Origin of the sequence: Stomatobaculum longum (assembly GCA_000242235.1) — a bacterium.
In the GTDB taxonomy this organism is placed as follows: domain Bacteria; phylum Bacillota; class Clostridia; order Lachnospirales; family Lachnospiraceae; genus Moryella; species Moryella longum.
This window is the reverse complement of record JH590861.1, coordinates 414,163-430,040: the sequence shown is the minus strand read 5'-3', so window position 1 is coordinate 430,040 and position 15,878 is coordinate 414,163. Positions and strand designations below refer to the sequence as shown.

Below are 15,878 nucleotides of genomic sequence, written 5' to 3'. Positions count from 1 at the left end.
CATGCAGCTCTTCTTTCACAATCTGGGAGCCGGAATGGAATTTATTCCGCGGCTCACGCTCACCGGCATCATCGAGATTCTGATTATTTCCTGGATGACCTATGCTTTTCTCACCTGGGTCATGGACACTAAGGCGTGGATTCTGCTGCGCGGTCTGTTGTTGATTGTCGCCTTTGTGGGCTTCTGCACTCTGTTCCACCTGAACACGATACTCTGGCTCATGGGGCAGGTCGCAACCATTGCGGTGACGGCGCTGATTATCATTTTTCAGCCGGAGCTCCGCTCGGCGCTCGAGCAGCTGGGCAACCGGAACTTCCTGGTCTTTTTAAACAGTCTGCTCGGCGACACGAAGCAGGAGAGCCTGTTTAGCGCGCACACGGTCAATGAGCTGGTCAAGGCCTCGTTTGAGATGGGCAAGGTGAAGACCGGCGCGCTGATGGTCATTGAGCAGAAGATTTCGCTGAATGATATAGTCCGCACCGGCATCGACATCGACGGCATTGTCTCGAACCAGTTGCTCATCAACATCTTTGAGCACAATACGCCGCTGCACGACGGCGCTGTCGTGATTCGCGGCAATACGATTGTCTCGGCGACCTGCTATTTGCCGCTCTCCGAGAGTATGCGGATTTCGAAGGATCTCGGTACCAGACACCGCGCAGCCATCGGCGTCAGCGAGGCTACCGATGCCGTGACCATTGTGGTTTCCGAGGAGACCGGGCGTGTCAGTGTCGCGCGGAGCGGTCAGCTCCGCGTCATGCAGACGCCGGAAGAACTGCGCGCGCTGCTCTTGTCGCTCAGTGACGCAGAAGTGCCGACGAAGCATTTTACGTTTAACGGCTGGGATTTCCTGAAGGGAAAAGAGAAGCATGAAAGAGAAAATACTCAGTAATTGGCGCTTTAAGCTGATTTCCTTGCTGGTGGGCTATGTGGTCTGGATGTTGCTGGTCAATATCTCGAACCCCGAGGTGATACGGACCAAGACAGTGCCGCTCAATGTACTGAACGGCAGCGTGCTGACCCGCGCCGGCAAGACCTACAGCCTGCAGAATGCGGAGACCGTCACAATCAGCTATCAGGTCCGGACACGGGATGCCTATAAAATTCAGGCGGATGATTTTCATGCGAGCGTGGATCTCGAGAACCTCTACGATATTACGGGCGCCGTGCCGGTCACGGTCGAAGTGGTGGGCAATCGCGATCTGATCAGCGGTACGCCGACGGCGCGCCCGGGCGTGGTGCGCGTTGCGACCGAGAATGTGCAGAATAAGACATTTGCGCTCGACACGCACGAGGACGGCGAGCCGCGCGAAGGCTACGAAGTCGGGTCAATTACCCTGAGCGCCGACGCGGTCAAGGTAAGCGGTCCCGAGTCCGAAGTGGGCCGCATCTCTTCGGTCGGCATCAGCATTCCGACTTCGGACGCGACCGAGAGCTTCTCGGGCAAGGCTTCCGTGATGTATTACGATGCGAACGGCAATGCGATTTCTCTGAGCGACGAGCGGCTGACCGTCGAGCCGAAGGAAGTGAATTACGAAGTCGAAATGCTGCGGGGCAAGAGCCTGACGCTTCGCTTTCAGACTTCCGGCGAGCCGGCGTCCGGCTTCAATCTGACGGGAATCGAGAGCACAGTGCGCGCGATTCCGGTGACTTCTTCCGACAGCGCACTGCTCAACAAGACGACCGAACTCAGTATCCCGGCCTCCGCGCTGAACATTGAGGGCGCGAAAGAGGATAAGACTTTCCAGCTGGATCTCTCGAGTTATCTGCCGAGCGGTATCTCGGCGACCGGCAACACCAATATCAGCGTGACGGTCAAAATTACGGCGACGACAGAGCGAAACTTCCCGCTCAGCGCGAACAACGGCATTGCGCTCCGGGGGGCGAAGGCGCAGTACCGCTACACGCTGACACCGGAGACGGTCGCTGTCGCCGTGCGGGGGCTCTCGACGGATTTACAGACTATGAATGCAGCGTCCCTCGGCGCGTATCTCGAGGTCGGAAGCCTCGGCGAAGGCGCGCATCTGGTACCGCTCCATCTGACATTGCCGAAGGGCATCACAGCGACCGCCGTGCCGGAAGTTACGGTGACGGTGAGTCTGCCGGAAGCGGAGACCAAGCAGAGCAGCGAGAGCAGCAGCGAGAGTGCGACGGCGGGGACTACGGTCGAGAGTAGCAGCGCAGAGCCTCGGAGCACGGAGCGACAGAGCGGCGAGAGCGGCAGTACGGCGGCGACGACCGCAGCCGCGACCGAGCGAAGCACCGGCGAGAGCAGCAGTAACAGCACGGAGGAAGCAAACCCGTGATCGTATACCTTCTCTGCTATCTTGCGGCAGTGCTCTTTGCGAGAACACAATATTATTTGCTCTCCGGAACAGCGCTGCTCTTTGCAGCGCTTGTTCTCTTTTGGCGGGAAAAGCGGCGAAACGGCGGGAGAGTCAACCTCCTCGCGCTTCTCTCGCTGTTCTTTGTCGGTGGCGAGGGAATTTCCTGTCTGAAACTTTCGCGCCTGCAGGGTCCCTGGGAGTTGCAGACATTTGCAGCCTTTTTCCTCGCCTACGGCGCGTTTCGCCTAGCCTTCCTCTTTAGCGGCGGCAGAGAGCAGGACAGTCGGAGAGTGCGGGAGGGGCGCCTCACCGAAATTCGCGCGGGACGACTCTTTGTCGCCGTCGCCGGTCTCACGGCTCTCTCGGCCGCGGCTTTTCTGGCGGAAGTGCGCATCCTCGGCTTTGTGCCCTTTCTGGTCCGGCACATGCCGCATGCCTACTCCTACTTTCATGTGAGCGGTCTGCACTATCTCACGGTTTCCTGCGTGCTGGTGCCTTCGCTCGCACTTCTGTATGTCAATGTCGTGCACCACAGGAGCACAGTTACAAATCTCGGCCTTCTGGCTGCGGTCGCGGTATCGTTGCTGATTCCGGTGCTCTGTGTGTCCCGCTTTCAGCTACTCCTCGCAGTGCTGATGGCGGCCTTTACCTGGCTTAACTTCCGGCGGGAGCCCATACCGGCGCCGCTTGCCGGGCTTGGGCTTGTCTGTCTGCTCGGCGTCTACGGCATTCTCAGCATGGCGCGGGGGCACAGCGTCTCTTACTTAAACGGCATTTTCGAGATGAAGCGGAATTTCCCGATTTTTGTGAGTCAACCCTACATTTACATTGCGAATAACTATGACAATGTGAACTGTCTGATTCGCGAGCTTCCGTCGCACAGCTTCGGGCTCAAAATGCTCTTCCCGTTCTTTGCGCTGACCGGACTCAAATTCCTGCGGCCGGAGCTTGTGAATTTCCCGATCTATGTGACCAAGACCGAGCTCACGACCGTCACCTTGATTTACGACGCCTGGTATGATTTCGGTATCCTCGGCGTGGTCCTCTTTATGGCACTGCTGGGCTTTATCGCCGCGCGCTTTGAGAAAAAACTGCGCTCGGTGCACAGTCCGGTCTTCTGTATGCTCTATGCGCAGCTCGCCATTTATCTCATGTTATCGTTTTTCACGACCTGGTTCTCGAATCCCGCGACCTGGGTGTACTTCGGGGAGACAGCGTTCGTGCTTTGGTTTGTCGGAGGAAAACAACAATGGAAATGATTTCAAAGTCGATGCAGGCACTGCTCTCGCAAAATTCCGTGATTCGTGCAATGTTTGAGGAGGGGGAGCGCCTCAGGGGAGAGTACGGCAGCGATAAGGTCTATGACTTCAGTCTCGGCAATCCGAATGTGCCGGCACCGGCGGAAGTGGAGCAGGCCATTCGCGAGGTGCTCGCGGAGGAGCCGAGCGTCTCTGTCCACGGCTACATGAACAATGCGGGTTTTGCGGATCTCCGCACGGCGATTGCGGACTCCCTGCAAGAGCGCTTTGGCTTAGCCTATCGCGCGGATCAGCTGATTATGACGACCGGCGCGGCGGCGGCGCTGAACATTCTCCTTAAGACGGTGCTGAATCCGGGAGATGAAGTTCTGACCTTTGCGCCCTACTTTTCGGAGTACAAAAACTATGTGCAGAATTACGGCGGTGTGCTCCGTCTTGTCGCGACCGATCCCGAGACATTTTTGCCGGATCTCGATGCGCTCCGCAAAGCAATAGGTGAAAAGACGCGCGCGCTCATTCTGAATACGCCGAACAATCCGAGCGGAGTGGTCTATTCGGAGGAAGTGCTCCGCGGCATTCAGGGGGTGCTTGCGGAAAAGGAGCGGGAATTCGGAAGCTGTATTCTCGTCATTTCGGATGAGCCCTACCGCGAGCTCGTCTACGACGGCGCGATGGTCCCGTGGATTCCGGCGCTGATGCCGCACGCGGCGGTGGTCTATTCCTATTCCAAGACACTGTCACTTCCGGGCGAGCGCATCGGCTGGCTGCTCCTGCCGGACAGCATTCCGGAGGCGCGCGAGCTGTATGCCGCAGCGGTCATTGCGAATCGAATCTCCGGTTTTGTCAATGCACCTTCGCTGATACAGCGCGTGCTGAAGCGGACGCTCGGTTGCCGCGCGGACTTCTCGGTCTACGAGCATAATCGGGCCCTGCTGCTTCGGGAGCTCCCTAAGATGGGGTATCGGCTGGTAAAGCCGGAGGGCGCTTTTTATCTTTTGATTCAGGCGCCGGAGGGCGATGACGCCGCCTTTGCCGCGACATTAAAAGAGGAGCGCATCCTCACCGTGCCCTGCAAGAGCTTTGCCTGCCCGGGCTATGTGCGTCTCGCGTACTGTGTCGCAGAGACGACGGTTCGGAATGCGCTCCCCGGTTTCCGGAGAACGGCGGAATCTTATAAGGCGAAAGGTTTACTGTAAGGCACTCACTTTGCGTCGGCATCCGGCGTGTCGCCCGATGCGGCGGACTCGGTTGCGGCAGTGCTCTTAGCGGCTTCGGCGTCACGCTTTGCGCGGCGTTCCGCCTCGCGCGCGTCTGCCGCCGCCTGTCGCGCTGCCTCTGCCTTGGCGCGGTGCTTTTTCCGGAAGTGAAGCAGCACGAGAATCAGGATGAGCACCGGAATCCAGATCGGCGAGAGGCCGAGCAGCAGAACCAGGAGCGTGGTGCAGACGGAAAAGCCGAAATAGAGACTGTTCTTAAAGCCGGTTTTGACGCGCGACAGGAAGCTGTCGGTTTCGGCGACGCGGTACTCGCGCACTTCGCTGAGCGAGAGATTCACAGTCGCATAGCTGACAGAATTGTCATAGCGGCGCAGCTGGGACTCATAGGAGTCAAGCTGGGAGTCAATTTCGCCGATGCGCTGCTGAATCGAGATGATGGCGTCGGTGGAGTTTGCCTGTGCGAGCAGTTCATAGAGACGATCTCGCTCGGCGGTCAGCGCATGTTTCCGGCTCTCGGTATCGGTGTAGTCGAGTGTCACATCCTGAACATAACTATTTTCTGAGAGCACGTTGGAATTTTTCTTGAGGCGCTCTACATAGGCGGAGAGCTTGTCCTCAGGAATGCGGGCGGTGAAATTCGCCGAGCGGGCGGTATCAATGGAATCATAGGAAGAACCATTGATCGAAGAATTCTCAAAATAGCCGCCAGCGTCTGCAGTCGCCGCATTCAGCTCCTTGAGAAAGCTGTCTAGGTCGCGGGTCTCCAGGTCAAGGCTCTCCGTTGTGATGAGCTTCTGCCCCTCTTTTGCGCTTTGTGCAAGTGCCGCGAGAGAGTCACTGGATGAGGATTCACTGGCATTGCCCGCTTCAGCGGCAGCATTTGTTTCAGCGGCAATATCTGCAGCGTAGGATTTCTGTGCAGAAGCACTGCTTTTTGCGCGATAGGATGAATCCTCATCAACGGAACTCTGCTGCATTCCACAGGAAGCGAGAGAAAGTGAAAGAAGTGTGAGAGGAAGAAGCAGAAAATGTCGTTTCATAGTCTGTCCTTTCTGCCTGCCGCGACAGGCATCTTATAGGGTAAGGCTCACCAGATAATGTCATTGTACTGAAAACAGCGCAAAAATGCCATATGAGAGGAAATATTCACATGAAATTCACAAAAATGCAGGGACTTGGCAACGACTATGTCTATATCGACTGCTTTTCGGAGCAGGTTGCGAAGCCCGAAGAACTTGCAATCCGCATTGCCGACCGTCACTTTGGCGTGGGCGGTGACGGCCTCATCTTAATCTGCCCCTCGGAGATTGCGCCGGTCCGCATGCGCATGTTCAACGCGGACGGCTCCGAGGGAAAAATGTGCGGTAACGGCGCGCGCTGTGTGGCGCGCTATGCCTATGATCACGGCCTTGTCACGAGCAGAAGCTTTGACATCGAGACGGGGGCCGGGATTCGCCACGCGGAAGTCGGTGAATCGCTGGTGACCATTGACATGGGAGAAGCGGTGCTGGACGGCGAACTCGAAGAAGCCATTACGGTGGACGGCAAGGCGACCCGTATGACACCGGTCAATGTGGGTAATCCGCACGCCGTATATCTGGTCGACAGTCTTGAAACCCTGCGGGGACTCGACCTCGACAAAATCGGTCCGGCCTATGAGCACCACCCGCGCTTTCCGGAGGGCGTGAATTCGGAATTTCTCTATATCGAGAGTCCGACCGAACTCCACATGCGGGTCTATGAGCGCGGCAGCGGAGAGACTCTCGCCTGCGGTACCGGCGCGACTGCGGTCGCCTTTGCAGCGATGCGGCTCGGGCGCGCAAACGAGAAAGTCACGGTACACCTTCTCGGCGGCGATCTGATGCTAGAGCAACTTTCCGACGGACATTTCCGGATGACGGGGCCGGCGGTCGAAGTCTTTTCGGGGAGCTATTTCTCAGAGTGACAGCGGGCTCCTTTTTTGCTATAGTAGGTCGGAAGAAAATGGTGTGATAGGCGCAGTATAAAGAAAGGAATGCAGATGAAAGCGTATCTCTTACTGGAAGACGGCACTCTGTTTACCGGGAGAAGCATAGGCGCAGTCAAGGAAGTGGTGAGCGAAATCGTATTCAACACTTCGATGACGGGCTACCTCGAAGTGCTGACAGACCCGAGTTATGCGGGACAGGCGGTCGTGATGACATATCCGCTGATCGGTAATTACGGCATATGCCGCGAGGACATGGAGTCGGGACGCGCGTGGCCGGATGCCTTTATTGTCCGCGAACTCGCAGAGCTCGCATCGAATTTCCGTAGCCGCGAGACCCTGCAGCAGTTTTTGCTGGAGGAGGATGTGCCCGGCATCGAGGGCATTGATACGCGGGCGCTGACCAAGATACTCCGGGAGCGCGGCACCATGAACGGCTTTTTGACCACGAATCCGGACTTTGACCGCGAAGAGGCAATGCGGCGGATGAAGGCGTATCAGGTGCTCGGCGCCGTGGCCCGTGTGAGCTGCAAGGAAAAGTATGTGATTCCGGGCAAGGGCAAGAAGGTCTCGATTATCGACTGCGGCATTAAGCGCAACATGCTCCGGGAGCTCAGTAAGCGCGGTCTGGAACTCACGGTCTGGCCGCAGGATGCGCGCGCGGAGGATATCCTCGCGGAGAAGCCGGACGGCATTTTCCTGACGAACGGCCCCGGCGATCCCGCGGAAAATGTGGGACTGATTCGGGAAATCAAGAAGCTCTACGACTCGGAAGTGCCGATTTTTGCAATCTGTCTCGGGCATCAGCTCATGGCGCTCGCGACCGGCGGCAAGACCTATAAGATGAAGTACGGCCACCGCGGCGGCAACCATCCGGTGCGGGATCTGGAGAGCGGAAGAGCGTATATTTCCGCGCAGAACCACGGCTACGCGGTCGATGATAAGAGCCTTGACCCGAAGGTCGCGGAGACGCGCTTTGTGAACGTCAACGACGGCACGAACGAGGGCCTCGCTTACTGCGGCAAGAACATTCTGACCGTGCAGTTCCACCCCGAGGCCTGCCCCGGACCGCACGACACTTCGTATCTCTTTGATCACTTTCTCGACATGATGGAGGTGCAGCATGCCTAAGAATCCGGAAATCAAAAAAGTACTGGTGATCGGCTCCGGCCCCATCATCATCGGACAGGCGGCGGAGTTTGACTATGCGGGCACCCAGGCCTGCCGTGCGCTCCGCGAAGAGGGCATCGAGGTCGTGCTCTTAAACTCGAACCCGGCGACCATCATGACAGACAAGGACATTGCGGACCATGTCTACATCGAGCCGCTGACCGTCGAGGTGTTGGAGCGCTTAATTCTGAAGGAAAAGCCGGACTCCGTGCTCCCGACCCTCGGCGGTCAGGCGGGCCTCAATCTCGCGATGGAGCTCGAGGAGAGAGGCTTTTTTGCGGAGCACAACGTACGCCTGATCGGCACCACGGCGCTGACCATCAAGAAGGCGGAGGACAGAGAGCTCTTTAAGGAGACCATGGAGAAGATCGGCGAGCCGGTCGCGGCATCTAAGGTCGTCGAGAATGTCGAGGACGGCATCGCGTTTGCAGAGGAGATCGGCTATCCGGTCGTGCTGCGCCCGGCGTACACGCTCGGCGGCAGCGGCGGCGGCATCGCGGAAGACCGCCGTGCCCTCGTCGAGATTCTGCAGAACGGTCTTCGCCTCTCCCGCGTGGGACAGGTGCTCGTGGAGCGCTGCATTGCGGGCTGGAAGGAGATTGAGTACGAGGTCATGCGCGACGGCGCGGGTAATGTGATCACGGTCTGCAACATGGAGAACCTGGATCCGGTCGGCGTGCACACGGGCGACTCGATCGTGGTTGCGCCCTCCCAGACCCTCGGCGACAAGGAGTACCAGATGCTCCGCAGCTCCGCGCTCAACATTATCACCGAGCTCGGCATCACCGGCGGCTGCAACGTGCAGTACGCGCTGAATCCGAACAGCTTTGAGTACTGTGTCATTGAGGTGAACCCGCGCGTCAGCCGTTCCTCTGCGCTCGCTTCGAAGGCGACCGGTTATCCGATCGCAAAGGTTGCGGCGAAGATTGCGCTCGGCTACACCCTGGATGAGATTAAGAACGCGGTGACCAAGAAGACCTACGCGTCGTTTGAGCCCATGCTCGACTACTGCGTGGTCAAGATGCCGCGCCTGCCCTTCGATAAATTCATCACGGCAAAGCACACGCTCGGCACGCAGATGAAGGCGACCGGTGAGGTCATGGCCATCTGCACGAACTTTGAGGGCGCGCTCATGAAGGCGATTCGCTCGCTCGAGCAGCATGTGGACAGCCTGATGAGCTATGATTACACCGCGCTTGACGATGACGAGCTCCAGAGAGAGCTTCACGTGGTCGACGATCGCCGCATCTGGGTCATCGCCGAGGCGCTGCGCCGCGGCTTCTCCTACGACGAAATTTTTGCCGAGACAAAGATTGACCGCTGGTTTATCCATAAGCTGGACCGCCTCGTCCACATGGAGGCAGAACTCCGCAGAAGACCGCTGACCGAGGAACTGCTCCGCGAGGCGAAGCGCTTTGAGTTCCCGGATCATGTGATTGCGGCGCTCAGCGGCAAGACCGAGGCCGAGGTCAAGGAAAAGCGCGATGAATTCGGCGTTCACCCCGGCTTTAAGATGGTCGATACCTGCGCCGCGGAGTTTGCGGCGGAGACCCCGTACTACTACAGCGTCTACGACGGCGAGAACGAGGCGGAGGAGACGAAGCCGAAGAAGAAGGTACTCGTGCTCGGCTCGGGCCCGATTCGTATCGGCCAGGGCATCGAGTTCGACTTCTGCTCGGTGCACTGCACCTTTACCTTCCGGAAGGAAGGCTACGAGACCATCATCATCAACAACAACCCGGAGACGGTTTCGACCGACTTTGACATTGCGGATAAGCTCTACTTTGAGCCGCTGACCCCGGAGGATGTCGAAGCGATTGTGAACTTTGAGAAACCGGACGGCGCGGTTGTGCAGTTCGGTGGCCAGACTGCCATCAAGCTGACCGAAGCACTCATGAAGATGGGCGTTCCGATTCTCGGCACGGCGGCCGCCGATGTCGACGCGGCGGAGGACAGAGAGCTCTTCGACGAGATCTTACAGCAGACCGGCATTCCGCGCGCGGCGGGCGGCACGGTCTTTACGGCGGAGGAGGCAAAGGAGATTGCCCACCGCCTCGGCTACCCGGTGCTGGTGCGCCCCTCCTATGTGCTCGGCGGCGCAGGTATGCGCATCGCGATTTCGGACCACGATATCGACGAGTACATCGGCGTCATCAACCGCTATGCGCAGGAGCACCCGATTCTGGTCGACAAGTACATTCAGGGTATCGAGGTTGAGGTCGATGCGGTCTGCGACGGCAAGGATATCCTGATTCCGGGCATTATGCAGCACATCGAGCGCACCGGCATTCACTCCGGCGACTCGATTTCGGTCTACCCGGCGCAGTCGCTTTCTAAGACCGTGAAAGAGAAGATTGTCGACTACTCCGAGAAGCTCGCGCGCGCGCTGCACGTGAAGGGCATGATTAACATTCAGTTCATCGCGAAGGGCGATGATGTCTATGTGATCGAGGTGAACCCCCGCTCGTCCCGGACTGTCCCGTATATCTCCAAGGTCACGGGTATCCCGATTATTCCGCTTGCGACCCGCGTGATCTGCGGTCACACAATCCGCGAGCTCGGTTACGAGCCCGGTCTCCAGAAGGAGGCGGATTATATTGCGGTCAAGATGCCTGTCTTCTCGTTTGAGAAGATTCGCGGCGCCGACATCAGCCTCGGACCGGAGATGAAGTCGACCGGCGAGTGCCTCGGCATTGCGAAGACCTTTAACGAAGCGCTCTACAAGGCTTTCCAGGGCGCAGGTGTAAAGCTTCCGAAGTACAAGAATATGATTATTACCGTCCGCGATGAGGACAAGGCGGAGATTGCGCCGATCGCAAAGCGTTTTGAGGCGCTCGGCTACCGCATCTTCTCGACCCGCGGCACGGCGAAGGTCTTAAAGGAGGCCGGCATCAAGACGCTCGAAGTCAGAAAGCTCGAGCAGGAGCATCCGAATATTCTGGATCTCATCCTCGGCCATGAGATGGACCTCGTGATTGACACGCCGCCGGAAGGCGCAGACCACGAGAAGGACGGCTTCGAGATTCGCAGAAACGCAGTCGAGACCGGCGTCAATGTGCTGACGGCGCTCGACACGGCGGAGGCTCTCGCAACTGCACTCGAGCAGAAGGCAGAGGAGCTCACGCTGATTGATATCGCGACACTTTGACGTATGAACTTGCCCCGCCGCTTGGCGGGGCAAGTTGTCTATGAGGAGAAAGCATGCGAACAGTCATACTATCGGATTTGCACGGCGAGGCGGAGACGCTCGGCTGTATGCTGGAGGAATTAAACTTTGACCCGGCGACGGAAGAACTGGTGGTGCTCGGTGATGCCCTGAACTACGGAACTTCCCCGGCGGAGACCTACATCGCCCTCCGGAATCTCGCGGAGCAGATGGAAAAACGCTTTGTCTACATCCGCGGTGAGCACGAGCAGATGCTCCTCGACGCCCTGCTCTTAACAAGGGGGCAGATTGCAAACGGTCTCCTTTGGAAGCAGAACGGTGGCAAGGAGACTCTCGCGTCGTTGCAGGAGAGAAGACTTCCGCCCGGCAAGACAGCGCTCTGGCTAAAGGATCACACCCGGACCTGGTACGAGTGCCAGGATTTCATTGCCGTGCACGCGGACATTGCGGATGAGGTCATCTGGAACAACGAGCCCGAGACCTTTCTCTGGGGCAATCGCTGCATCGAAGAGAACAACTACGCGGGCAAGCTCACGGTTTTCGGGCATCACCGCGTCGAGTTTCCGACCTATTTGGACGGGAGCGGCGTCGAGAGCCGTTTTCACCCGAATTACGGCACCTGGTTTCAGCTGCCGCGCACGGGCGCGATTGCGTTGGACACAGGTTGCGGCGAGGAAAACGGCTACCTCACGGCAATGATTGTTGAAAACGGCATGATGCGCTTTGAGAGAATTTAAGTGCCGTGGTATACTGAAAAAAATCAGATTTCGGAAAGAGGAGAAGAAGAGATGAATTGCTACGATGAGCTCAAGGCCCGCGGGCTGATTGCACAGGTGACCAACGAGGAAGAGGTGAGCCGCCTCGTGAACGAGGGCAAGGCGACCTTCTATATCGGCTTCGACCCGACCGCGGACAGTCTGCATGTGGGGCACTTTATGGCGCTCTGCCTGATGAAGCGCCTGCAGGACGCGGGCAACAAGCCGATTGCCCTGGTTGGCGGCGGCACGGGTATGATCGGAGACCCCTCCGGCAGAACCGATATGCGCAGCATGATGACGGTCGATCAGATTGACAAGAACTGCGAGAGCTTTAAGCGCCAGATGTCCCGTTTCATCGAGTTCGGCGAGGGCAAGGCGAGAATGGTGAACAATGCCGACTGGCTCCGGAACTTGAATTACATTGAGTTTATCCGCGACATCGGCCCCCACTTCTCGGTCAACAACATGCTCCGCGCGGAGTGCTATAAGAACCGCATGGAGAAGGGACTCTCTTTCCTCGAGTTTAACTACATGCTCATGCAGGCCTTTGACTTCTATGAGCTCTTCCAGCGCTACGACTGCAACATGCAGTTCGGCGGCGACGACCAGTGGTCCAACATGCTCGCGGGCACGGAGCTCATCCGCCGCAAGCTCGGTGAGGACGCGCACGCGATGACCATCACCCTCCTCTTAAACTCCGAGGGCAAGAAGATGGGTAAGACCGTCGGCGGAGCGGTCTGGTTGGATCCGAACAAGACTTCGCCCTTTGCCTTCTACCAGTACTGGAGAAATGTCGGCGATCAGGATGTCTTAAAGTGCCTCCGCATGCTGACCTTCCTGCCGCTCTTGCAGATTGACGAGATGGATCGCTGGGAGGGCGCTAAGCTGAACGAAGCAAAGGATATTCTCGCTTATGAGCTCACGACGCTTGTGCACGGCGAAGAGGAAGCGAAGAAGGCACGCGAGGGCGCACAGGCACTCTTTGCGGGCGGCGGTGCCTCGGCACACGTCCCGACCGCGGAACTCACGGATGAGGACTTTAGCGAGGGCAAGGCGGACATTTTGACTCTGCTCGTGAAGTCAGGGCTTGCGGCCTCCCGCTCCGAGGCGAGACGCAATGTCCAGCAGGGCGGTGTCAGCCTGGACGGCGAGAGCGTAAAGGATATCGCGGCGAGCTATGACGCGGACTTCTTTGTCGGCGAGGGCAAGCTCTTAAAGCGCGGCAAGAAGAATTTCGTGAAGCTCGTCAAGGCATAAGACGAATCAAGACAGAAAACGGTCCGGACAGGACAAACGGATTGCGGTCTTCGAAGCGGAGATGTGAAAACCGTCAAACATCAGAGACGAGATCACGGAAAAGGAGGATTCTTATGCAGAAATTTGTATATTATGCGCCGACGGAAATTGTGTTCGGCCGCGGCGAAGAGGCGAGAGCGGCGGAACTCGTGAAACATTACGGCGGAAGTCGTGTATTCGTTGTCTACGGCGGCGGCTCTGCGGCCAAGAGCGGTTTACTCGGCCGCGTGGAGGAGATACTTCGCGCGGCGGGGATTGCCTTTTCGGCGAGCGGCGGCGTGGTGCCGAACCCGCTGGTCTCGACCGCGCGCCGTATGGTCGAGGAGGCGAGAGCCTTCCGTGCGGACTTTATTCTGGCCATCGGCGGCGGCTCGGTGATTGACACGGCCAAGGCGGTCGCCGACACCGTAGCTGCGCCGGGGAGCGATGTCTGGGAGTTCTGGACCGGGCGAAAGGTCGAGACAGCGCTGCCGATCGGTGTGATTCTCACGATTTCGGCGGCGGGCTCCGAGACCAGCAATTCCGCGGTGCTCACAAACGACACCCTGCCGCAGCACACCAAGCGCGGTATCAATACCGACCTGAACCGCCCGAAGTTTGCGATTCTGAACCCGGAACTCACCATGACCTTGCCGAAGTGGCAGATTGGCGCGGGTGCCGCGGATATTTTCATGCACACGGCAGAGCGCTACTTTGCGCCGATTCTCGGCAACCACCTGACCGATGAGATTGCGGAGGGCTTGTTCCGGGATGTCATTCACTTCGGGCCGCTCGCGGTGCAGAATCCGAAGGACTATGAGGCGATGAGCGAGCTCATGTGGTGCGGCTCCGTGTCCCATGTCGGTCTGACCGGCGTCGGTGCCAAGGGGGATACGGCGCGCGAGGGCGACTGGGCCTGCCACCAGCTCGGCATGGCGCTCTCGGCCATCGGCGACTATACGCACGGCGCAACGCTGACTGCTGTGTTCCCGGCCTGGGCGCGCTATGTAAAGGACGCGAATCCGTCCCGTTTTGTCCGCTTTGCGGAGAAGGTATACGGCATCAAAGAGGGCACGGAGGAAGTGCGCATCGAAGCCGGGATTCAGGCGACGGAGCACTACTTTCGGTCGCTCGGTATGCCGATCACGCTGACGGAACTGCTCGGTCATACGCCGGAGAAGAAAGAACTCGAAGCCTTTGCTTTGGAGTGCAGCTATCAGAAGACTCGCAGCATCGGCGGCTTCAAGGTGCTCGGGTATGAGGATATTCTGAATATTTATGAGAATGCAATCTGAGAACGGTCTTGCGAAGCAGCGGAAACAGTGCTAGAATTCTGTGAATTCATTCACCAGGTCCTGAAAGGAGTAGCTAATGAAACCATACGCAGAGATGACGCGGGAAGAGCTTTTGGAATTGAAGAAGGAGTTGAAGGGCAAGTATAAGGATATGCAGGCACTTGCATTAAAACTCGACATGAGCCGCGGTAAGCCCTGCACAGCCCAGCTCGACCTCTCGATGGGGATGATGGCGGTGCTGAACGAGGACACCGAGCTCCGCTCCGAAGACGGCACGGACTGCCGCAACTACGGCGTGCTGACCGGCATCCCGGAGGCGCTCGAGCTCATGGGCGATATGATGGAAGTGCCTTACGACCACATCATCCTCTACGGAAACTCGAGTTTGAATGTCATGTACGATACCATTTCGAGATCCTACACGCATGGCGTCATGGGCTCGACGCCCTGGTGTAAGCTCGACAAGGTGAAGTTCCTCTGCGTCGTGCCGGGCTACGACCGCCACTTTGCAATCACCGAGTACTTCGGCATCGAGAACATCCCGGTGCCGATGCTGCCGACCGGTCCGGACATGAACATTGTCGAAAAGCTGGTCGCGGAAGATGAGGCCATCAAGGGCATCTGGTGCGTCCCGAAGTACTCGAACCCGACCGGCAACTCCTATTCGGACGAGACCGTGCGCCGCATGGCGCGCTTAAAGCCGGCGGCCAAGGATTTCCGCATTTACTGGGACAATGCGTATACGATTCATCATCTCTATGACCACGACCAGGATACGATTATCGAGATTCTTGCGGAGTGCAAGCGCGCGGGCAATCCGGATCTTGTCTACAAGTTCGCTTCGACCTCGAAGGTCAGCTTCCCGGGCTCCGGCATTGCGGCGCTCGCCTCGTCCCTCAATAACCTCGAGGACATCAAGAAGCAGCTGAAAGTCCAGACCATCGGCCACGACAAGGTGAACCAGCTGCGCCATGTCCGTTTCTTTGAGGACATCCACGGCATGGTCGAGCACATGAGAAAGCACGCGGACATCCTGCGCCCGAAGTTTGAGATGGTCGAGGAAATTCTGGACAGAGAACTCGGCGGCCTCGGCATCGGTACCTGGACCAAGCCGAAGGGCGGCTACTTTATCTCTTTCGATACCCTCGAGGGTTGCGCGAAGAAAGTTGTGTCCCGCTGCGCGAAGGCCGGTGTGATTATGACGAGCGCCGGTGCGACCTGGCCGGGCGGCAAGGATCCGCACGACTCGAACATCCGCATTGCACCCTCCTTCCCGCCCCTGAACGATTTGCGCATCGCGGCGGAACTCTTTACGCTCTGCGTGAAGTATGTGAGCGTCGAGAAGCTGCTCGCGAATATGGACGCGGCAGAGGGAAAGGCTGCGGAAAAGGCAGAGGCATAAAATAACGGCAGCAAATCCGTCCTGTCGCAGCGAAAAGCGAGGG

The 15,878-nt window shown here is 58.1% G+C and carries 12 protein-coding genes; 11 read left to right on the top strand and 1 reads right to left on the bottom strand.

Features of this window, described 5'->3' with window-relative positions:
- The first annotated feature begins 1 nt into the window (after position 1).
- The 4 genes from cdaA to HMPREF9623_RS01870 are packed head-to-tail and all read left to right on the top strand — an operon-like array spanning position 2 to position 4,782.
- Positions 2-892, top strand: coding sequence for a diadenylate cyclase CdaA (cdaA, locus tag HMPREF9623_RS01885; protein ID WP_009532197.1), 891 nt, complete (start codon positions 2-4; stop codon positions 890-892).
- Complete coding sequence (locus tag HMPREF9623_RS01880; RefSeq protein ID WP_009532196.1) at positions 870-2,306, top strand: CdaR family protein; 1,437 nt, start codon at positions 870-872, stop codon at positions 2,304-2,306. Before cdaA ends, HMPREF9623_RS01880 begins: the two co-directional genes overlap by 23 nt.
- On the top strand, positions 2,303-3,586 hold the full coding sequence (locus tag HMPREF9623_RS01875; RefSeq protein ID WP_009532195.1) for an O-antigen polymerase: 1,284 nt from the start codon (positions 2,303-2,305) through the stop codon (positions 3,584-3,586). Before HMPREF9623_RS01880 ends, HMPREF9623_RS01875 begins: the two co-directional genes overlap by 4 nt.
- Positions 3,583-4,782 carry a pyridoxal phosphate-dependent aminotransferase gene (locus tag HMPREF9623_RS01870; RefSeq protein ID WP_040799354.1) on the top strand — a complete coding sequence of 400 codons (1,200 nt, stop codon included), beginning with the start codon at positions 3,583-3,585 and terminating at the stop codon, positions 4,780-4,782. The genes HMPREF9623_RS01875 and HMPREF9623_RS01870 overlap by 4 nt, the downstream gene beginning before the upstream one ends.
- Positions 4,783-4,787: 5 nt before the next feature.
- Here HMPREF9623_RS01870 and HMPREF9623_RS01865 read toward each other — a convergent pair whose 3' ends face one another.
- Positions 4,788-5,843, bottom strand: coding sequence for a DUF4349 domain-containing protein (locus tag HMPREF9623_RS01865; RefSeq protein ID WP_009532193.1), 1,056 nt, complete (start codon positions 5,841-5,843; stop codon positions 4,788-4,790).
- Between the two features lie 110 nt (positions 5,844-5,953).
- Between HMPREF9623_RS01865 and dapF the strand changes: the two genes are divergently transcribed.
- From dapF to HMPREF9623_RS01830, 7 genes are all read left to right on the top strand, one after another.
- Positions 5,954-6,748 carry a diaminopimelate epimerase gene (gene dapF / locus HMPREF9623_RS01860; protein WP_009532192.1) on the top strand — a complete coding sequence of 265 codons (795 nt, stop codon included), beginning with the start codon at positions 5,954-5,956 and terminating at the stop codon, positions 6,746-6,748.
- Positions 6,749-6,823: 75 nt separating this feature from the next.
- Positions 6,824-7,900: a carbamoyl phosphate synthase small subunit gene (locus HMPREF9623_RS01855; protein ID WP_009532191.1), complete on the top strand. Its 1,077-nt coding sequence runs from the start codon at positions 6,824-6,826 to the stop codon at positions 7,898-7,900.
- A complete protein-coding gene (gene carB, locus HMPREF9623_RS01850) occupies positions 7,893-11,087 on the top strand; it encodes a carbamoyl-phosphate synthase large subunit (protein ID WP_009532190.1) in 3,195 nt (1,064 codons plus the stop codon). The genes HMPREF9623_RS01855 and carB overlap by 8 nt, the downstream gene beginning before the upstream one ends.
- A 53-nt stretch (positions 11,088-11,140) precedes the next feature.
- Positions 11,141-11,842, top strand: coding sequence for a metallophosphoesterase (locus HMPREF9623_RS01845; RefSeq protein WP_009532189.1), 702 nt, complete (start codon positions 11,141-11,143; stop codon positions 11,840-11,842).
- Positions 11,843-11,893: 51 nt separating this feature from the next.
- On the top strand, positions 11,894-13,120 hold the full coding sequence (gene tyrS, locus HMPREF9623_RS01840) for a tyrosine--tRNA ligase (protein WP_009532188.1): 1,227 nt from the start codon (positions 11,894-11,896) through the stop codon (positions 13,118-13,120).
- A gap of 113 nt (positions 13,121-13,233) precedes the next feature.
- Positions 13,234-14,433 (top strand): iron-containing alcohol dehydrogenase, encoded by a 1,200-nt coding sequence (locus HMPREF9623_RS01835; RefSeq protein ID WP_009532187.1) that lies wholly within the window; start codon positions 13,234-13,236, stop codon positions 14,431-14,433.
- Between the two features lie 76 nt (positions 14,434-14,509).
- Positions 14,510-15,835: a PLP-dependent aminotransferase family protein gene (locus HMPREF9623_RS01830; RefSeq protein WP_009532186.1), complete on the top strand. Its 1,326-nt coding sequence runs from the start codon at positions 14,510-14,512 to the stop codon at positions 15,833-15,835.
- Positions 15,836-15,878: the final 43 nt, after the last annotated feature.